The organism is Streptomyces sp. NPDC104814 (assembly GCF_055583185.1).
This window is the reverse complement of record NZ_JBVJOL010000001.1, coordinates 876623-895449: the sequence shown is the minus strand read 5'-3', so window position 1 is coordinate 895449 and position 18827 is coordinate 876623. Positions and strand designations below refer to the sequence as shown.

Sequence of the window (18827 nt, the reverse complement as noted above, 5' to 3'; positions counted from 1 at the left end):
GTTTTTCTCATGGAGACCATGCGCGAGCGGTTCGCCCCTGTGCTGACCCGGCTGCTGGACGAGGATCCCCGGGTCGCCGTCGTGCTCGCCGAGATCGGCAAGGACGGTTTCGCCGAGGCGACGCGCCGCCATCCGGACCGGGTGGTCAACGTCGGCATCCGCGAGCAGCTGCTGGTCGGCGCGGGCGCCGGGCTGGCCCTGACCGGGCTGCGGCCGGTGCTGCACACCTTCGCCAGTTTTCTGGTGGAGCGGCCCTTCGAGCAGGTGAAACTGGACCTCGGCCACCAGGGCCTCGGTGCCGTACTGGTCAGCGCGGCCGCCTCCTTCGACTGGCCGGCGGGCGGCTTCACCCACATGGCGCCGGGGGACGTGGCACTGCTCGACACCCTGGACGGCTGGACCGTGCACGTTCCCGGCCATCCCGACGAGGCCGAGACCCTGCTGCGGCACGCCGTCGCGGCGGGCGACGACAAGGTGTACGTGCGGCTGTCGGTGCAGGCCAACACCCAGGGGCGGCCCGTCGACGGGGAGCGGTTCCTGACCGTGCGGGAGGGCCGGGCGGGCGTCGTCGTCGCCGTGGGGCCGATGCTGGACGCCGTACTGGAGGCGACCGAGGGTCTGGACGTGACCGTGCTGTACGCGACGACCGTGCGGCCCTTCGACACGGCGGGCCTGCGCCGGGCGGCCGACGCGGCCCGGCCGGACGTCGTCCTGGTCGAGCCGTATCTGGCGGGCACCTCGACGGCCGCGGCGAACGACGCCCTGGCCGACCTGCCGCACCGGGTGCTGGGCCTCGGCGTGGGGCGGCGCGAGCTGCGGCGCTACGGGACCATCGAGGAGCACGTGGCCGCGCACGGCTTGGACGCCGCCTCGCTGCGGGAGCGGATCGCCGGGTTCGTGCGCTCGGCCGGGTGAGCCGGCCGTGCCCGTCCACACCGGCCCGGGGTGAGCCGGCCGTGCCCGTCCACACCGGCCCGGGGTGAGCCGGCGTCTTCCGTCCGCACCGGCGCGCGCGGGGGCAGCCGGTTCCGTCCGTGCCGGCGTGCGCCGGGTCAGCCGTGTTCCGTCCGCGCCGGCCGCGGTATCGACGTTCCGCCGCGCGGGGTCGCGTCGGCGCGGACCAGGTCGCGTATCGCGGGCACGGAAAGGAGCGCCAGGGCGACGACGACGCTGGCCGCCGCGGACACCAGGAGCACGTGGTCGGCGCCCAGCGCCGAGGCGGCGGGGCCGGCCAGGGCCTGGCCGACGGGCATCATCGCGAGGGAACCGGCGACGTCGTAGGCGTGGATGCGGTTGAGGACGTCGGCGGGGACCTGGGTCTGCACGCTGGTGGCCCACATGACGCCCCAGAACGACATCGCCGCCCCGGCGACCGCGGCCCCGGCCGCCATGGCGGGCACGCCGAGGCCCGCACCGACGCTCGCCGGGAAGGCGACGAAGCCGAACAGCGCGATCGCCCCTGCGCGCAGCATGCGGCGGGGGCGCAGCCGCAGCGCGAGCAGTCCACCGACGACGGTTCCCGCACCGAGGGCGGAGTTGACCAGGCCGTAGGCGCGCGGTCCGTGGTGCTGCACCACCTCGGTGGCGACCAGGGGCACGCTGGGCCCCCACACCGCGATCATGTACAGACACCAGACGGCGATCACGCCCCACAGCCACGTGCGCGACCGGAACTCGTGCCAGCCCTCGACGAGATCGGCGCGGAAGGCGCGGGCACCTCGCCGGACCGGGCGGTCGCCGTGCGCGAGCGGGGGCATCCGGATCAGCAGCAGGCACAGGGCGCTGACGGCGTAGGTGGCCGCGTGCGCCGCGAACACACCGCCCGGGGAGGCGAATCCGACGAGCAGACCGGCGAGGGCGGGGCCGGCGAGCTGCGCGGCGGACTCGGCGATGCGTATGGCGCCGTTGGCGCCCTGGATGTCGGCGGCGAGACGGGGCACCGTACTGGCCACGCCGGGCTGGAAGACGGCGCCCGCGACACCGTTGGCGAACGCGATCGCGCAGATCTCCCACAGCACCACGTGGTCGGCGAAGAACAGGGCGGCGGCCAGGGACTGCGTGCCCAGCCGGACCAGGTCGGCGCCGATCATCAGCTTGCGGGTGGAGAAGCGGTCGGCGACGACCCCGCCGAAGACGACGAGCCCGGCGAACGCGGCGGCGGTCGCGGCCATGGCGAGACCGACCGCGCCCGCTCCGTACCCGCGTTCGAGCAGCCCCGCGGCGAGGGCCACCGGCAGCATGGTGTCGCCGAGCCGGGCCACGGCCCGCGCCGTGAAGAACAGCCCGAAGTCCCGGGACCACACTCCCGCACCGCCGCTCACCACCGTGGCCGCGCTGTTCCCGGCCCCTCCCGCGCCGCCCCTCGGCGCGCTCCCGCTGTCACCCAATTGAGGCCCTCCCTCCCGGTGTCCCCCGGCAGCCGGAGCCCCCTCCGCTCCGGCTGCCTTCACTGCCGTCTGCCGGCACTACCCGTCACTGCCGTCGGATCATGCCACTCGGCACTGACAACGCCACGGGTTTTTCCACCCCGCGGTCATTCGGGGGCCGGCTGCCCCAACTCCGGGTAGGACTCCAGCAGTCGGGACGGTGCCGCCTGGCGCCAGGAGTCGGCGAGGATGTCGCGCAGCTCCTGCTCGTCCTCCAGCGCCCGGAGCCGGACCCGGATCCAGGCGAACTGCGCCTCGTGCCCGGCGATCCAGAACTTCCCCGGCTCGGCCAGCACGAGTTCGTCGCGCTCCTCCTTCGGGCAGCGCACCGCCATGGAGGTCTCGTCCTCGGGCAGCGTGGCGAACATCTTCCCCGCGACCCGGAACGTGGGCATGCTCCAGGCGATCTTCTCCGTCGTGTCCGGCAGGGACAGCGCGACACGGCGTACGTCTTCGGCATCCGACATGGCAGGAACCGTAACCGCCGCCACTGACACTCACCCGCCGGGGCCGACCGCCCCGACCTGCTTGTAGTACAGGGTCGTCGGCCTCAGGACGCCTTCGGGGCTCGCCGCGTAGTCGGGGATCGTCCCGGCGCGCGTCCACCCGGCCGAGCGGTACAGGGACTCGGCGGGGCTGCCGGTCTCGGTGTCCAGGTGCAGCAGCGTGATCCCGGACGCGACGGCCGCCTCCTCGGCGCCGGCCAGCAGGGCGCGGCCGAGTCCGCCGCCGCGCGCACCGGGGTGGACCATCAGCTTGACGATCTCCGCGCGGTGGCGGCTGTTGGGCTTGTCGGGCAGGGCGAGGCTCACGGTGCCGACCGGCCGGCCCGCGTCGTACGCCACCCACACCATGAGCCGTCCGGCGGCCACGGCCTGCGCGCGCTCGCGCCACCAGGCGACGGCCTCGGCCGGTGTCAGGGGCGCGAGGAAGCCGACGGAGGCACCGCCGGCCACGGTGTCGACCAGCAGTTCCGCCAACTCCGCCGAGGCGGCCAGGACTTCGGGGGCCTCGAGACGTTTCACGGCCGCACCACCGCCAGCAGATAGCGCACGCCGGTGTCGTCGTCCGCGCACCGGAACCGCGTCGCCCCCCACACCCGCATCCGCAGGCAGTCCCCGGTGACGAGGCGGTGCGTGACGTCCTGCACGGTGACCTCCAGGGCGCCCTCCAGCACCCAGATGTGCTGTTCCAGGCCGGCCACGGGCGGACGGTCGTAGGCGAGGTCGGCGCCCGGGGCGAGGCGGCCCTCGACGAGTTCGCCGCGCAGCCCGGTGTGCGGCGGCGACACGGAACGCCGGACGAAGCCGGAGTCACGGTCCTCCCACACCGGTTGGTCGGCGGCCCGCAGCAGCGGGGCCGGTTCCGCCTCGACCTCGCTGAGCAGCTGGGACATGGTCCGGCCGTAGACGTTGCACAGCCGGTTCAGCAGGGCGGCGGTGGGGCTGGTCTCGGCGCGCTCCGCCCGCGACAGTGTCGACCGGCTGACCCCGCTGCGCTCCGCCAGCTCCCCCAGCGACCAGCCCTGCTCGGCCCGCAGCTCGGCCAGGCGCCCGGCGAGACGGAGGTCGATCGACTCCGGAGGACTCTCCTCGGTTCTCATATCCGGGACGCTATCCCGGATATGAGACGACGGTGTTACGGAAGCCTCACCGGCGCGTTGGTGCGGACGACCGGTGTCAGCTGGCGGCCGCCGCGGACAGCGCGTCCAGGACCGGGCGGATCAGCGGGTGTTCCTCCGCGCCCCGGCGCACGGCGGCGAAGACCCGGCGGGTCGGCGGCGCGCCGTCGACGGGGCGGACGACGACACCGGTGAGGTCCATGCCACGCAAGGCGGAACGCGGTACGAGGGCCACTCCGGCGTCGGCCGCGGCGAGGGCGACGACCGCGCGGAAGTCGTCGGAGGAGTGCTCCAGCCGGGGCTGGAAGCCGGCGTGCTCGCAGGCCAGGACGACCACGTCGTGGCAGGGGTTGCCGGGGTAGGGGCCGATCCAGGGGTCCTTGGCCAGGTCGGCCAGGGGAACCTCGACGGCGTCGGCGAGGCGGTGGCTGACCGGGACGACCGCGTCGAACGGCTCGGCGTAGAGCGGCATGTGGGTGAGGCGGGGGTCGTCGGCGGGCGGGGCGCCGCGGTACTCGACGGCGACCGCCACGTCCACCTGCCGGTCCAGCACCATCGGCAGACTGGCGTCGCCCTCGGCGTCCTGGACGCGGATGCGGATACCGGGGGCCGTCCCGGCGAGCCGGGCCACCGCGGGCGCGACGACCAGCGCGATGCCGGTGGCGAAGGCGGCGACGGTGACCGTGCCGGCCTCCCCGGAGCTGTAGGCGGCCAGTTCCGCCTCGGCCCGCTCCAGCTGGGCCAGGACGGCGTTGGTGTGGCTGAGCAGGATCTCACCGGCCGGGGTGAGCCGTACGCCCTTGGCGCCGCGCTCGACCAGACGGTGACCGGTCTCCTGCTCCAGCGCGGTGAGCTGCTGGGAGACCGCCGAAGGGGTGAGGTACAACGCGGCGGCAGCCGCCGTCACCGTGCGGTGGTCGGCCACCGCACGGAGGATGTGGAGCCGCCGCGCTTCGATCACGGAATCGATTCTCTCAGGTCGCCAGGACAACCCGGACCCACACCGCACAAACCGGAAGGCGACCGACCTGCCCCTCACCGACCCGACCGGGCCGGCTCCCGACCGGCCGATCTGGAGCCGACGCCCGGCTGGATCGGGAGCCGACGACCGGCGGGTCGGGGGGCAATGACCGACGGGGCAGAGCCACGCCCTCCCGGCCCGGGCCGGACCGGCCAGTCCTGAGCCGGACCGGCCGGCTCAGGACCGGACCGGCCGGCTCAGGACCGGGCCGGCGTTCCCGTCAGGACCGGGCCGGTCAGGTCGGGGCCCGGACCGGTCCAGCCCGGTCAGGCGTTCAGTTCTGCGCGGGCCGCCACGAACGCGTCCACGGCCCGGTTCACGTCCTCCGTCGAGTGCGCGGCGGACAGCTGCACGCGGATGCGGGCCGCGCCCTGCGGGACGACCGGGTAGGAGAAGCCGATCACGTACACGCCGCGCTCCAGCAGCAGCTCGGCCATCCGGCCGGCGACGGCCGCGTCACCGATCATCACGGGGGCGATGGCGTGGTCGCCGGGGAGGATGTCGAAGCCCTCCTCGGTCATCCGGCGGCGGAACAGCGCGGTGTTCTCGTTGAGCCGGACCCGCAGGTCGTCGGCCGCCTCCAGCAGGTCGAGGACCTTCAGCGAGGCCGCCGCGATCACCGGGGCGAGGGTGTTGGAGAACAGGTACGGCCGCGAGCGCTGGCGCAGCAGGGCGACGATCTCGGCGCGGGCGGCGACGTAACCGCCGGAGGCGCCGCCGAGCGCCTTGCCCAGGGTGCCGGTGATGATGTCGACCCGGTCCATCACCCCGTGCAGCTCGGGGGTGCCGCGGCCGGTGGGGCCGACGAAGCCGACGGCGTGCGAGTCGTCGACCATGACCATCGCGTCGTAGCGGTCCGCCAGGTCGCAGATCTCCGCCAGCGGTGCCACATAGCCGTCCATGGAGAAGACGCCGTCGGTGACGATCAGGCGGCGGCGCGCGCCGGACGCCTCCTTCAGCTGGCGCTCCAGGTCCTCCAGGTCCCGGTTGGCGTAGCGGAAGCGGCGGGCCTTGGACAGGCGGATGCCGTCGATGATGGAGGCGTGGTTGAGGGCGTCGGAGATGACGGCGTCCTCCTCGCCGAGCAGCGTCTCGAAGACACCGCCGTTGGCGTCGAAGCAGGAGGAGTACAGGATCGTGTCCTCCTGGCCGAGGAAGGCCGACAGCCGCGCCTCCAGCTCCTTGTGGACCTCCTGGGTGCCGCAGATGAAGCGCACCGAGGCCATGCCGTAGCCCCAGCGGTCCAGGGCCGCGTGGGCGGCGGCGACGACCTCGGGGTGGTCGGCGAGGCCGAGGTAGTTGTTGGCGCAGAAGTTGAGGACCTCGCCGGGGCGGCCGCCGGCGGTGACGTTGACGGTCGCGGACTGTGGGGTGTCGATGACCCGCTCGGGCTTGTGCAGCCCGGCGGCGCGGATCTCGTCGAGGGTGGCACGCAGGTCGTCGCGCACGGATTCGAACATCGTCAAGCTCCTAGGAGTGCTCGCGGGGAAGAGGCCGGGGCGGGGTCACGCGGTCCAGTCGAGGATGACCTTGCCGCCCTTGCCGCTCGCGGCGTCCGCGAACGCCGCCTCGAAGTCGCGGTAGCCGTAGCGGCCGGTGATCACGGGGGCGAGGTCGAGGCCGCCCTCCAGCAGCACCGACATCGCGTACCAGGTCTCGAACATCTCCCGGCCGTAGATGCCCTTGATGGTGATCATCGAGGTGACGATCCGGGCCCAGTCCACCGGGAACTCCTCGGCGGGCAGGCCGAGCATGGCGATACGGCCGCCGTGCGTCATGTTGCCGATCATGTCGCGCAGCGCCTCGGGCCGGCCGGACATCTCCAGGCCGATGTCGAAGCCCTCGCGCAGGCCCAGCTCGCGCTGCCCGTCGGCGATCTGCTCCCGCGCCACGTTCAGGGCGAGGCTCACACCGATCTTCCGCGCCAGCTCCAGCCGCTCGTCACTGACGTCGGTGATGACGACGTGGCGGGCCCCGGCGTGCTTGGCGACGGCGGCGGCCATCAGGCCGATCGGGCCGGCGCCGGTGATGAGGACGTCCTCGTTGACGAGCGGGAAGGACAGCGCGGTGTGCACGGCGTTGCCGAAGGGGTCGAAGATCGCGGCGACGTCGAGGTCGACGGGGACGCGGTGCACCCAGACATTGGTCGCGGGCAGCGCGACGTACTCCGCGAACGCGCCGTCGCGGCCGACGCCCAGACCGACGGTGGCGCGGCACAGGTGGCGGCGGCCGGCCAGGCAGTTGCGGCACTTGCCGCACACCAGGTGGCCCTCGCCGCTGACCCGGTCGCCGACGGCGATGTCACCGACGTCACGGCCGGTCTCGACGACCTCGCCGACGAACTCGTGCCCGACCACCAGCGGGGTGGTGATGGCCTGCTGCGCCCAGCCGTCCCAGGCCCGGATGTGCAGGTCGGTGCCGCAGATGCCGGTGCGCAGCACCTTGATCAGGACGTCCCCGGGGCCGATGGCCGGCTCCGGTACGTCCGTGAGCCACAGTCCGGGCTCCGCCTTCTCCTTGACCAGCGCCTTCACGCTACGGCTCCTGTGGTGCTCGGGCCCGGGCGCGGGCAGGCCGAAGAAGCCCGCGTGCGGGAAGAGGGATGGGAATGCGTTCAGCAATCTGCCGTATAGCGCACGCCGGGGTCCATCGAGCTTTTCTTAAGCGGCGTCTCAGCTTTCCTTCACGCCTTCGGTCCAGTCGTCACACCGGCCCGCGCTCCTTCGGCGGCCGGCCGTCCCACCGGCCCGCGCCCGCCTGGCGGCCGGCCGTCACACCAGCCCGTGTTCCAGTCGCCCCGCGAGGTCGGCGGCCGCGGACTTGATCGTCTCCAGGCCGGCCTTGCCCCAGGTCCGGGGCGCGCGGTCGGCGACGCACACGGTGCCGAGGACCGTTCCGGTGGAGTCGATGAGCGGGGCGCCGAGGTAGGAGCGGATGCCGTACTCGTCGACGACCGGGTTGCCGGCGAATCGCGGGTAGTCGGCGACGTCCTCCAGGGCCAGGGCGCGGCGGCGCACGGCGACATGCGGGCAGTAGCCGTGGTCGCGCGGCAGGACCCGGCCGAGGGCGGGGCGCGGCGGCTCGCCCGGCACGGGGGGCGGCGGGGGCGGCGCGTGCAGTCCGGCGAAGAACTGGGCGTCCGCGCCGAGGAAGTTGACCATTCCGAACGGCGCGCCGGTGAGGTCGGCGAGGTGGCCGGCGTAGGAGTCGAGGGCGGGCTCGGGCCGGTCCCCGAGGCCGAGCAGGTGCAGCCGGCGGGCCCGGGCGGGGGCGTCGCGGTCCTCGGGGGTGAGCAGCAGCCGGCCGACGGGGCTCGGCGGCTCGTACCTCATGGCCGTTCTCCAGCGGTGCGGGGGTGGTTCGGGGGAGGGTCTTCGGGCGTCACGTTCTCTCCTGTCAGGCGCCGCGGGTGGAGGCGGGGGCGACGGGGGCGTAGGCGATGAGGTGCCGCACGAGGGTGAGCAGGGTCTGTACGCCGGAGGCGGAGATCCGGGCGTCGCAGCGCACGACGGGGATCTCCGGGGCCAGGTCGATGGCGGCGCGGATCTCCTCCGGGTCGTAGCGGTGGGCGCCGTCGAACTCGTTGACGGCGACGATGAAGCCGAGGCCGCGCTCCTCGAAGAAGTCGACGGCGGCGAAGCACTCCTGCAGCCGCCGGGTGTCGGCGAGGACGACCGCGCCGAGGGCGCCCTCGCACAGTTCGTCCCACATGAACCAGAACCGCTCCTGTCCGGGGGTGCCGAACAGGTACAGCACGTGCTCGGAGTCGAGGGTGATGCGGCCGAAGTCCATGGCGACCGTGGTCTCCATCTTGTTCTCGATGCCCTCGAGACTGTCGGTGGCCGCGCCGACGGTGGTGAGCAGTTCCTCGGTGCTGAGCGGGGCGATCTCGCTGACCGCGCCCACGAAGGTGGTCTTGCCGACGCCGAACCCGCCCGCGACGAGGATCTTCAGCGCGGTCGGGAAGGGGTCGGTTCCGGTGTCGTCGTCGTGCGCCGGGTACGGGGGCGTGCCGGCGCGGGGCCCGGAGGGGCCGCCGCCCTGGGCGGAGAGGCCGCCGGGGTACGCGGAGAGCCTGCCGTGGCCGGAGCGGTCGCCGTGGCCGGAGCGGTCGCAGGACGTCTCAGAGCTGTCGTCGTAGTCCATCGAGCACTGCCTCCAGTAGGGCCCGGTCGGTGGGTTGGTGGTGGTACGCCGGGGGCTTGGTGGTGAGCGCCCCGGTGTCGACAAGGTCGGACAACAGCACCTTGGTGACCACCGCCGGCAGCTTCAGGTGGGCGGCGATCTCGGCCACCGAGACGGGTGCCCGGCACAGGTCGAGTGCCTGTGCGTGTTCGGGGCCGAGATAGCCGAGGGGGGTCGCCCCGGTGGCCATCACCTGTGACATCAGATCGAGTGCGACGCTGGGGCGGGTGCGGCCGTTGCTCACCGTGAAGGGGCGCACCAGCCGGCCCGCCGCGTCGTCGAGCCAGGGTCCCTCCCCTGCCGCGGCCACGCTCAAGGCCGCATCACCGGGCGTTCGGCGGACTGCTGGCGGGGGGCGGTGACCAGGTAGGGGCGGACGCTCTTGACGAGCATGGCCATCTCGTAGCCGAGCACGGCGGCGTCCGCGTCGCGGCCGGCGAGCACGGCGAGGCAGGTGCCGGAGCCGGCGGTGGTGACGAAGAGCAGGGTCGCGTCGAGTTCGACGACGACCTGCCGGACGTCACCGCCGTCGCCGAAGCGCACTCCGGCGCTGCGTCCGAGGGAGTAGAGGCCGGAGGCGAGGGCGGCCATGTGGTCGGCGCTGTCCACGTCGAGCCCGTGCAGGGACTTCACGAGCCCGTCGCAGGAGAGCAGGACGGCGCTGCGGGTGTGGGGAACGCGCTGGACGAGGCCGCTCAACAGCCAGTCGAGGTCGGTTGCCTGGGCGGTCGGCGCATCGCTCGCCATGGTGGATCGACTCCTTGGGGTACGGGGTGGGGCGGGAGCGGTGGGGGTGGTCATCCGGCCGGTGCGCTCCCGTCGTGCCGGGTGGTGAGACGGTCGGGCGCGGGGGCGGCGGGGTGGTCCGGCGCGGAAGCCGGTCTGCCGTCGCGGGCGCCGGGTGCGTCGAGCGGCGCGGGCAGGTGCACGGCGCGCAGCCCGGAGTACGGGGTGTGCGGGACCTGCGGGGCGTGCCGGGCGTGCTCGGGCGGGAGGTGCAGGGTGGTGGGCCCGGTGGCCGGTTCCGGGCGGGGCGCGGCGGCCGGGTCGAGGCTCTGCTGGGCCTCGGCGAGCGTGATGCCGCGCCGGAAGGCGGCCATCAGGTCCGGGTCGGGTCCGGCGGCGTCGTCCTCGGGGCGGGGCACGGGGCCGCCGCGCAGTTGCGGGACGATGTGCTCCTGGGCGCGGCGCCGGGGCAGCCCGGGTCTGCCCATGGTGCCGCGGACGGCGCCGGCCCGCGGGAGCGGCGGGGCGCCCGCGATGTCCTCCACGGCCGCCCGGTCCTCGGGCCGGATGCCGGGCACGGCCGCGGCCGGGGTGGGCCGCTCCTGCTGCCGCCCCCGCACGGGCAGCGGCGGAACGCTGTCCCCGTAGGCGCCGCTCCCGGGAGCGACGGCAGGCTGTGCGCCGGCGGGGTGTGCGGCGCGTTCGGCCTGCGGGGAGGCGGCCTGCTCTGGCAGCGGTGGCGCGGTCGCCTCGGAATGCGCCGCGTCCGGCCGCCCGGCGCCGGTGTGCCGGTCGCCCTCCCGCGGCCGTACGACCGGCACGGCGCCGTCGTCGCCGTCCGGGGCCGTGGCGTGGAGCGCGGACGCGGGATGCGGCTGGTGCGGTGGCACGGCGTAGAGCCCGGTGGGCGGCGCCTGCGGCGGCGGTACGACGACGGGGTGCGGGCCGGTACCGGAGTCGTGCGGCCGGCTCCCGGCCGGGGGGACGGCACCGAGGCCGGAGTCGTGCGGCCGGCCACCGGCCGCAGGGACGGCACCGGCGCCGGGCTCGTGCCGTCCGGTCGCGGCCGCCGGGACGGCACCGGGACCGCTCTCGGAGTCGGCGCCGAGCAGGGCCTGCGGGACGACGAGGACGGCCTGGACCCCGCCGTAGATGTTGGTCTGCAACCGGACCCGGATGCCGTGCCGCCGTGCGAGCTGGGAGACCACGTACAGCCCGATGCGGCCGTCGGCGAGCAGCCGGGCGACGTTGACCTGGTCGGGATCGGCGAGCAGCTGGTTCATCCGCTGCTGCTCCTCCATGGGCATGCCGAGGCCACGGTCCTCGACCTCGACGGCGAGGCCGGAGGTGACGAGGTTGGCGCGCAGCAGGACCTGGGTGTGCGGGGCGGAGAACACGCCGGCGTTCTCGACGAGTTCGGCGAGCAGGTGGATGACGTCGGCGACGGCGTGGCCGCGCAGGGTGCCCTCGATCGGCGGGACCAGTTTGACCCGGGAGTACTGCTCGACCTCGGCGATCGCCGAGCGCAGCACCTCGGTCATGGAGACGGGGTGGCTCCACTGCCGGCGGGAGACGGCGCCGCCGAGCACGGCGAGGTTCTCGGCGTGGCGGCGGATGCGGGTGGCGAGGTGGTCGACGTGGAAGAGGCTCTTGAGCAGGTCGGGATCCTCGATCTCGTTCTCGAGCTCGTCGAGGATGGAGATCTCCCGGTGCACCAGGGACTGCAGCCGCCGGGCGAGGTTCTCGAAGACCTCCAGTTTCTGCTCGCTGCCGGTCTGGCTGGACAGCTGGGCGGCCTGGACCACGGCGGTGACGGCGGCGTCGTGCGCGCGGGTCAGGTCGGCGGCGAGCAGGTCGAGGTCGTCGGCGTCGGCGCCCGGTGCGTGGCGTTGCGGGGGTGCGGGCGGGGCCTCACCGCGGCGCAGCGCCTCGACCAGGGCGCGCAGGTCGGCCTCGCCGCGCGCGCTGCGGCGGCGCAGGACGCCGACCCGGTCGCCGACGGAGCGGGCCGTGCGGTCGGCGGCGACGGCGGCGATGACGATGCCGGCGAGGGCGACGGCGGCAGCGCCGGCCAGCACGGCCCACAGGGTGGCGCCGGGGCGTGGCGCGGAGGTGCGGACGGTGAACAGCACGGCCGCGCAGGCGCTCAGTGCGACGGCGGTCGGCGGGAGCACGGCGAGGCGCAGCAGCTGCGGCCGTATGTGGGCCTCGGGGACGGAGGGGTGGGTGCGGACTGCCGGTCGCCCGTGCCGCCCGCCGCCCTCACGGCGGTCTGCGCGTGCGGCCGGTGCGCGGAGGTGAGACATCGGTGTCCTCGTACTGGGGGCCTGGTCCGTCGGGCTGCTCTCGCCCGACGGACACTCACAGTAGTCGGCAACGCATCATGTGCGGTGGGCAGTTGACAAAGTCCCACGCACGGCATCCCGCTCTGGTATGACGCTTCGTACGACAGACCGATAACCCTGCTCGGACAACGAACAGTGGCGATCATTCTTCGATCAGGGCTGTTCAGGAGTGGTCGTGGACCAAAGTGAGGGGCGGGAGGCACCTCACCTTCCGACCCCTGCCCTCGTCCGCTTCCGGTTCGGCCGGCACCCGGCGGAGACCACTCGGGACCGGTCCGCGCCCCGTACAGCTCTCCCCTTTACATCACCCTGCGTCACCAGCCGCGCTGACGTGACATCAGAGCGCTCCGCGCACATGGGCAGAGGACATCCTCGGCCGTCAACACCACCGGGTGTGCCCGGAGTTCCCTGGGCGCCCCGCTCGCGAAGTCCGTTGAAGGCGGAACTGTTTGACGGGAATGACGGCCTCGCCACGAGGTGCACGCCGAGGGCATCGAGCGGATACTCGAAGTAGGCGCGTTCACGGGTGCCGTCCGGCTTGTCGGACGTGATCGCAGGGTCACGGCGCCACCGCCCCTCCCATGATCAACGCGCCTCGGCGCTCCGCGACCGCAGTGGTCCTGCCGGTCGGGACGGGCACGGTCGTTCCGCGATACCACGAACGATCCACGTACGCACACCAGAGGAGCGAGGCGCACCGCCGCTTCCTCTTGCACGCGAGGTTTCCCATGACCAGGACCCACCACCTCCATTGCATCATTCCCCCGCACCTCCTCGAAAAGCTCATGCGAAGTGACGACAGCGAGGTGCACCAGGCGGCGTTGGCCACCATGCTGACCACCGCCTCCCTGCGCGGCGAGCGCACGGTCCGGGCGTCCCTCGCCGGTACCGCCGCCCTCGGCGGCGGCCGCAGGACCGTCTTCGACTGCCGGCACGGCAGCTCTCTGCCCCTCGCCGTCCACGCCCGCTCGGAGGACGGGCCGGCCTCCGGGGACGCATCCGTCAACCGTGCGTTCGACGGACTCGGCGCGACGCGCGACTTCTACCAGGCGCTGTTCCACCGCAACTCGATCGACGGCCGGGGGATGCGCCTGGACGGATACGTCCACTTCAGCTCGCACTTCAACAACGCGTTCTGGGACGGCCGCCAGATGGTGTTCGGCGACGGTGACGGAAAGATATTCACCGACTTCACCGGATCCCTCGACGTCATCGCCCACGAGCTGACGCACGGAGTCACCGAGAACACCGCCGGTCTCGAATACCACAACCAGTCCGGGGCCCTGAACGAGTCCATCTCCGATGTCTTCGGCACGCTGGTCAAGCAGTGGTCGAGGAAGCAGACGGTCGAGGAGGCCGACTGGCTGATCGGGCCCGAGATCTTCACTCCGGGCATCGAAGCCGACGCCCTGCGCTCCATGAAGGCACCCGGGCAGGCTTACGACAACGCCCTGTTCGGCAAGGACCCCCAGCCCGACCACATGAGCCGATACGTCAACCTGCCGGACAGCGAGGCCGGTGACTCCGGCGGCGTGCACATCAACTCGGGCATTCCGAACAAGGCGTTCTACGAGACGGCGGTCGGCATCGGCGGGTTCGCCTGGGAGGCTCCCGGTCTCATCTGGTACGAGTCGCTCAAGGCCTCGAGCCCGGACACGCAGTTCCAGGACTTCGCGGACACCACGTACCAGAAGGCCGGGGAGCTGTTCGGGGCCGGCGGCACCGAGCAACTGGCCGTGCTGGCCGCCTGGCAGGAGGTGGGCATTCAGATCAGCGGCGTCCCGGCGGGGGTCGCCCGGGCGCAGGGCCTCGCGTCCGGCCGCAACGGCGGTGCCGGCCGTGAGGACGGCATGGCCTCCCTGACCAAACAGGTCGGGGCGCTGGCTGCCCAGGTGGGAGGACTGGCCAAGGACCTGGCCGCGCTGAAGGGCAGGTGATCGCCGGCGAACGACCGCGGGCGGGCCGGCCCCGGCCCGCCCGGAACGGCGAGGGAGGGCTGCCCTCAGGAGCGCGTGCTCGGCGCCGGGGCCTCGTCCGTCGTCACCGGTCGCCCGCCAGGTCGAGATCGCCGTGGCGGGAGTCGTCCGGAATCGCGTCGCCCGGCCCGGGCCGGCGCCACGCATCGACGCCGGGGTGCGCCACTGCCCGCCACCACGGCTCGACCGGCACGTCACCCGTGGGTTCGAACGGCTCGCCCGGACGCGGGAGCGCCACCAGCTGGCCGGCCTCGGCGGCAGCGTGGCTCGTCCACTCCCCCGGTTCGGCCCAGGCGTGCGGGGCGAGGTTGAAGGTGCCCCAGTGGATCGGCAGCAGCGCGCCGTGCGGCTCGCCGCCCTGGAGGTCGAGGTGGGCGCGCACGCCCTCCTCGGGGGTCATGTGGATGTCCGGCCAGAACTCGCTGTACGCGCCGATCTGGATCATCGTCGCGTCGAACGGGCCGTGGGCGGCGCCGATCTCCTGGAAGCCGTCGAAGTAGCCGGTGTCGCCGCTGTGGAAGATGCGGTGCGACTCGCCCGCGACGACCCAGGACGCCCAGAGCGTGTGCTGGGTGTTGCGCAGGCCGCGGCCGCAGAAGTGACGGGCCGGGGTCGCGGTCAGGGTGAGGGAGCCGATCTTGGTGTCCTCGTGCCAGTCCAGCTCGCGCAGCCGGCTCTCCGCGACGCCCCAGCGCTCCAGATGGGCGCCGACGCCGAGCGGCACGGCGAACAGCGTGTCGGTGCCGGCCAGCGCCTTGATCGTGGGCATGTCGAGGTGGTCGTAGTGATCGTGGGAGATGACGACGACGTCGACCGGACCGAGCGCGGCGAGCGGCAGCGGCGCCGGGTGCAGCCGTCTGGGACCGGCGAAGGGGAACGGCGAGCAGCGCTCACCCCACACGGGGTCGAAGAGCACCCGTCGGCCGTCGATCTCGGCGAGCACGCTGGAGTGGCCCATCCAGGTCAGCCGCAGCCCCGTGGCCGGCGGCCGGGCGAGGTCGGCGAGCGTGGTGGCGTGCACCGGGACCGTGCCGGTCGGGGAGCGCCGGGGGCGGAACTCGTTGTCGAAGTAGACCTTCGCGAAGTCCATCGCGGAGCCGGACGGACGGGTGCGGGCGGTGCCGCCCGGGTTCACGAACACCCCGTCCTTGAAGTGGGGCGATCGCCGGATGCGCGCCAGTCGCTCACCGGCCGGGTCGGCACCGAAGGCCGCCGGTCTCAGCGCACGCAGCCCGGCGCTCGTGGGACGCAAGCCGGTCACGGCACCTCCAGAAGAGTCGGGACGTTCCATTATGGTCCGCCCCACCGGGAACGACCGGCCCGGCGACCCAGGGGCCCTGGAGGATTCGGCCCGGAATATGGTGCCGGTGTCAGCTCCGCCGACCGGTCGGCGAGAAGGGCGGCGAGGCCGGTCCACCGTCCGGCCTCGCCGCCCTTGCGAAGGGGAAACGCACGTCGCGGCCCGGCTTCGCCTTCCGAGCCGCAACAACCATGCGTCCTCCGGGTGCCACGTACAGTGCCGCCCAAACCACACCGAGTCAGGATCGGGCGGGCCGCGACCCGAACGCCTCAGCCGGCGGCCGGCCGGGGCATCAGTACGCACACGGCCTTGCCGGTCGGGACGGGGATCACCGTCACCCGCTCGGCCAGGCGGCGGACCATGGACCAGCCGAACCCCCCGGCCTTGCCGCTCAGGTCGGGAACGCGCGCGCACGGAGGCGTGGGGTCGGAGTCGAGCACCGTCACCTCGACCGCGTCCGGCCGGGCGTCCAGGCTCAGCACGCACGTCGCGCTGCGCGCGTGCCGCACCACGTTGGTGACCAGCTCCGACACCACCAGTTCCACGTCATCGGCCGCGCGGCCCTCGAGCGGGGGGACCAGCTGGCGCAGGTAGCGCCGGCACAGGCGCCGGGCCCTGACGGGGGTCTCCGGGTCGCTGTCGAGGACCGTCTGCCGCGGCGGGCCGACTCCGGTTCCCGGACGATGGCGGATCACGCGTTGCCTCCCTGACTGGCCGGTACGTATCTGTTCACCACGTGCCGGTGCGCCTGCCCGGTCCTGGCGCCGCCATTCCCCCTACGGTGACCGCACCGGCCCCGGTTCAGCGAGTGGTGAGCATGCCCTCGCGCAGACGCTTCAAGGTCCGGGACAGCAGCCGTGAGACATGCATCTGGGAGCATCCCAGGTGCTCGCCGATCTGGGCCTGGGTGAGTTCCTCGACGAACCTCATGTGCAGGATCTGCCGGTCGCGCTCGCCGAGGTCGGCGATCAGGGGCGCCAGGGCGTGGAAGTCCTCCACCAGTCCCATGGCGGGATCCTCCGCGCCGATGAAGTCGGACAGCACCATCTCACCGTCCGGCTCGCCGCCGATGGTGGCGTCCAGCGAGGAGGAGTTGTAGCCGTTGGAGGCCATGCGCGCCTCGATGACCTCCTCCTCCGACAGGCTCATCAGCTCGGCCAGCTCCCGCACGGTCGGGGTACGGCCCAGCCGGGAGCGCAGCTCTTCGGTGGCCCGGGCGAGCTCGACGCGGGCCTCCTGCAGGCGGCGGGGCACGTGGACGGCCCAGGAGGTGTCCCGGAAGAAGCGCTTGATCTCACCGACGATGTAGGGGATCGCGAAGGAGGTGAACTCCACCTCACGGGACAGCTCGAAGCGGTCGATCGCCTTGATCAGGCCGATCGTGCCGACCTGGACGATGTCCTCCATCTCCTCCGCGCCGCGGCTGCGGAACCGGCCCGCCGCGTAGCGCACGAGGGAGGTGTTCATCTCGATCAGGGTGTTGCGCGCGTACTGGTACTGGGGAGTGCCCTCCTCCAGCACCGCAAGCCGCTCGAGGAACGCCTTCGTCAGCTGCCGGGCGTCCTTCGGCGCGACCGTCCGGGGGTCGGTCACCTCCGGCAGGCCGGCCGTCCTGCCGTCCGCCTCCGTGCGTGACGCCGTCGCTGTCATCATCCCTCTCCCCTTCTCGTGACCTCCCCGACCGAAGCAGCCAGTGAGGCGCGCTTACCCCGGTCCACGCCGGGCATGCCCGCGCTCTCCGATCACCTGCGCTGCCGACAGCTCCGGCGGTCGGGGCGGCTGCGGCGACGGCGTCACCCGTCCGCTTCCCCGCGGGCGGCCAACTGCCGGGTGCGACAGCGTGGGTTGAGGTCCTCCGGCGCGGGCAACCGCAGTAACGCGGCGTGGTTGTGGGAACAGCGTGCGCCACGGAAGGTGACGACTCGAAGGAGGCCGACAATGACGTGGTGGGGTTGGACGCTTCTCCTCGTCGCGCTGGTGCTGCTGCTCGTCGTGGGAGCCGTCGCCCTGCAGGCGCACCGCCGCTCCGGCACGGTCCTGGTGGTGCGGCGCGAACGGCGGCCCCGTCGGGGAGGTGCCCGGTGAGCACGCTCCTGCTGGCCTCCGAGCTGACCGGGCGGGTCGTGGTGACATTGGGCGGCGAAGCCCTGGCGAAGGTCAAGGACACCGTCTTCGACGCTCCGGCGGGCCGGATCATCGGGTTCACGCTGAGCGGGCGCGGCCTGCTGGCGGGGCCGTTGCGGCAGAGTCTGCCGTTCGCCGGCGTCCATGCCGTCGGGCCGTCCGCCGTGATGGTCCGCGAGGAGACGGCCCTGGTGGAACGGCGGGCGGTCATCGGGTCCGGCGAGGCCGCGCGCGGCGATGTGCTGGGCGCGCCGGTTCTCACGGAGCAGGGCGCGCAGGTGGGGACGGTCCTCGACCTCGTCGTCGCGAGCGGTGCAGGCGGCCGGGTGGTGGGTTTCGAGATCGCCGCCCACGCGGATCTGAAGCGGCGCCGGCGCAAGGTGTTCGTGCCGCGTGGCGAGACGCTCGCCGTGTCCGGACAGGCGCTGGTCGTCCCGACGTCGGCGCGTCACTTCATCGCCGACGACCTGCCGGACTTCGCGGCCCAGGTCGAGGCCTTCCACCTGCGGACCCGGCAGGGTTCCGCGGATACCGTCGCCCCGGGCGAGGACGCAGGAGGACGCCGATGATGCTCTTTTCGCAGACGCGCGGACTGCCGGTGCTGACCGCCGTCGAGGCCGCCTCCCTCGGCAAGGTGGAGGCGGTGTCGGTCGACGCGGCGACGGGCATGGTCTCGTACCTGCGTCTGTCCGGTGCTCCCGGCCAGAGCGACGCGGTGTCCTGGAGTGCGGTCGAGGCGGTGGGTCCGGATGCCGTCATCGTGCGTTCGCGGGTGGCCGCCGACCGTACGACGCCGGATGTGCCGGAGCATCACGAGGTCGTCGGGCGCCGGGTGTTGACGGATCAGGGGGTCGAGCACGGCACGGTCAAGGACGTGGCGTTCGACCCGGCCTCGGGACGTGTGCTCACCCTGTTCACGGCTCTGGGCGACATCCCCGGCGAGCGGCTGATCGGCGCGGGCTCGTACGCCGTGGTGGTGCGGGCGGACGGCAGGTGATCACCGGGCCGCCGCGGACGAAGGGCACGCTCCAGGGCGGTGCCGGTGCGACCGGGCCGGCACCGCCCTAAGCCGTGAACGCCGGCGCCGGATCGCCGTACGATCC

Annotated in this window: 20 protein-coding genes; 5 read left to right on the top strand and 15 right to left on the bottom strand. The window is 73.3% G+C overall.

Annotated elements, in window-relative coordinates; genetic code table 11:
- Positions 1 to 9 precede the first annotated feature (9 nt).
- Positions 10 to 915 (top strand): transketolase family protein, encoded by a 906-nt coding sequence (locus ACZ64A_RS03755; protein ID WP_469807987.1) that lies wholly within the window; start codon positions 10 to 12, stop codon positions 913 to 915.
- A gap of 137 nt (positions 916 to 1052) precedes the next feature.
- On the opposite strand, the gene ACZ64A_RS03750 is transcribed toward ACZ64A_RS03755, so the two are convergent.
- The 12 genes from ACZ64A_RS03750 to ACZ64A_RS03695 all read right to left on the bottom strand — a co-directional run bounded on the left by ACZ64A_RS03750 (position 1053) and on the right by ACZ64A_RS03695 (position 12285).
- Positions 1053 to 2324 (bottom strand): MFS transporter, encoded by a 1272-nt coding sequence (locus tag ACZ64A_RS03750; RefSeq protein ID WP_469809044.1) that lies wholly within the window; start codon positions 2322 to 2324, stop codon positions 1053 to 1055.
- Positions 2325 to 2533: 209 nt separating this feature from the next.
- Positions 2534 to 2893 (bottom strand): MmcQ/YjbR family DNA-binding protein, encoded by a 360-nt coding sequence (locus tag ACZ64A_RS03745; RefSeq protein ID WP_469807986.1) that lies wholly within the window; start codon positions 2891 to 2893, stop codon positions 2534 to 2536.
- Between the two features lie 30 nt (positions 2894 to 2923).
- Positions 2924 to 3451 (bottom strand): GNAT family N-acetyltransferase, encoded by a 528-nt coding sequence (locus ACZ64A_RS03740; protein WP_469807985.1) that lies wholly within the window; start codon positions 3449 to 3451, stop codon positions 2924 to 2926.
- On the bottom strand, positions 3448 to 4029 hold the full coding sequence (locus ACZ64A_RS03735; protein ID WP_469807984.1) for a helix-turn-helix domain-containing protein: 582 nt from the start codon (positions 4027 to 4029) through the stop codon (positions 3448 to 3450). Before ACZ64A_RS03735 ends, ACZ64A_RS03740 begins: the two co-directional genes overlap by 4 nt.
- Positions 4030 to 4105: 76 nt before the next feature.
- On the bottom strand, positions 4106 to 5008 hold the full coding sequence (locus tag ACZ64A_RS03730) for a LysR family transcriptional regulator (RefSeq protein ID WP_469807983.1): 903 nt from the start codon (positions 5006 to 5008) through the stop codon (positions 4106 to 4108).
- A gap of 326 nt (positions 5009 to 5334) precedes the next feature.
- Complete coding sequence (locus ACZ64A_RS03725) at positions 5335 to 6528, bottom strand: glycine C-acetyltransferase (RefSeq protein ID WP_469807982.1); 1194 nt, start codon at positions 6526 to 6528, stop codon at positions 5335 to 5337.
- Between the two features lie 45 nt (positions 6529 to 6573).
- On the bottom strand, positions 6574 to 7602 hold the full coding sequence (gene tdh, locus ACZ64A_RS03720) for an L-threonine 3-dehydrogenase (protein WP_469807981.1): 1029 nt from the start codon (positions 7600 to 7602) through the stop codon (positions 6574 to 6576).
- Positions 7603 to 7839: 237 nt separating this feature from the next.
- Complete coding sequence (locus ACZ64A_RS03715) at positions 7840 to 8400, bottom strand: GAF domain-containing protein (protein WP_469807980.1); 561 nt, start codon at positions 8398 to 8400, stop codon at positions 7840 to 7842.
- A gap of 64 nt (positions 8401 to 8464) precedes the next feature.
- Complete coding sequence (locus ACZ64A_RS03710) at positions 8465 to 9214, bottom strand: GTP-binding protein (RefSeq protein ID WP_469807979.1); 750 nt, start codon at positions 9212 to 9214, stop codon at positions 8465 to 8467.
- A complete protein-coding gene (locus tag ACZ64A_RS03705; protein ID WP_469809043.1) occupies positions 9192 to 9563 on the bottom strand; it encodes a DUF742 domain-containing protein in 372 nt (123 codons plus the stop codon). Before ACZ64A_RS03705 ends, ACZ64A_RS03710 begins: the two co-directional genes overlap by 23 nt.
- A 2-nt stretch (positions 9564 to 9565) precedes the next feature.
- A complete protein-coding gene (locus tag ACZ64A_RS03700; RefSeq protein WP_469807978.1) occupies positions 9566 to 10000 on the bottom strand; it encodes a roadblock/LC7 domain-containing protein in 435 nt (144 codons plus the stop codon).
- Between the two features lie 50 nt (positions 10001 to 10050).
- Complete coding sequence (locus ACZ64A_RS03695) at positions 10051 to 12285, bottom strand: sensor histidine kinase (protein WP_469807977.1); 2235 nt, start codon at positions 12283 to 12285, stop codon at positions 10051 to 10053.
- A gap of 824 nt (positions 12286 to 13109) precedes the next feature.
- Here ACZ64A_RS03695 and ACZ64A_RS03690 point away from each other — a divergent pair.
- Entirely contained in the window at positions 13110 to 14261 is a 1152-nt protein-coding gene (locus ACZ64A_RS03690; RefSeq protein ID WP_469807976.1) for a M4 family metallopeptidase, read from the top strand.
- Between the two features lie 103 nt (positions 14262 to 14364).
- On the opposite strand, the gene ACZ64A_RS03685 is transcribed toward ACZ64A_RS03690, so the two are convergent.
- The 3 genes from ACZ64A_RS03685 to ACZ64A_RS03675 all read right to left on the bottom strand — a co-directional run bounded on the left by ACZ64A_RS03685 (position 14365) and on the right by ACZ64A_RS03675 (position 17250).
- On the bottom strand, positions 14365 to 15591 hold the full coding sequence (locus ACZ64A_RS03685; protein WP_469807975.1) for an MBL fold metallo-hydrolase: 1227 nt from the start codon (positions 15589 to 15591) through the stop codon (positions 14365 to 14367).
- A 278-nt stretch (positions 15592 to 15869) separates the two neighbouring features.
- A complete protein-coding gene (locus tag ACZ64A_RS03680) occupies positions 15870 to 16295 on the bottom strand; it encodes an ATP-binding protein (RefSeq protein ID WP_469807973.1) in 426 nt (141 codons plus the stop codon).
- A 106-nt stretch (positions 16296 to 16401) separates the two neighbouring features.
- Positions 16402 to 17250 carry an RNA polymerase sigma factor SigF gene (locus ACZ64A_RS03675; protein ID WP_469809042.1) on the bottom strand — a complete coding sequence of 283 codons (849 nt, stop codon included), beginning with the start codon at positions 17248 to 17250 and terminating at the stop codon, positions 16402 to 16404.
- A gap of 288 nt (positions 17251 to 17538) precedes the next feature.
- Here ACZ64A_RS03675 and ACZ64A_RS03670 point away from each other — a divergent pair, with 288 nt between their 5' ends.
- From ACZ64A_RS03670 to ACZ64A_RS03660, 3 genes are read left to right on the top strand one after another with little or no spacing between them, the layout of a single operon-like run.
- The gene (locus tag ACZ64A_RS03670; RefSeq protein WP_469807972.1) at positions 17539 to 17685 is read left to right on the top strand and encodes a hypothetical protein; all 147 of its coding nucleotides are present in this window, start codon (positions 17539 to 17541) and stop codon (positions 17683 to 17685) included.
- A complete protein-coding gene (locus ACZ64A_RS03665; protein WP_469807971.1) occupies positions 17682 to 18293 on the top strand; it encodes a PRC-barrel domain-containing protein in 612 nt (203 codons plus the stop codon). Before ACZ64A_RS03670 ends, ACZ64A_RS03665 begins: the two co-directional genes overlap by 4 nt.
- Positions 18290 to 18721, top strand: coding sequence for a PRC-barrel domain-containing protein (locus tag ACZ64A_RS03660; protein ID WP_469807969.1), 432 nt, complete (start codon positions 18290 to 18292; stop codon positions 18719 to 18721). The genes ACZ64A_RS03665 and ACZ64A_RS03660 overlap by 4 nt, the downstream gene beginning before the upstream one ends.
- The last annotated feature ends 106 nt before the right edge of the window (positions 18722 to 18827 follow it).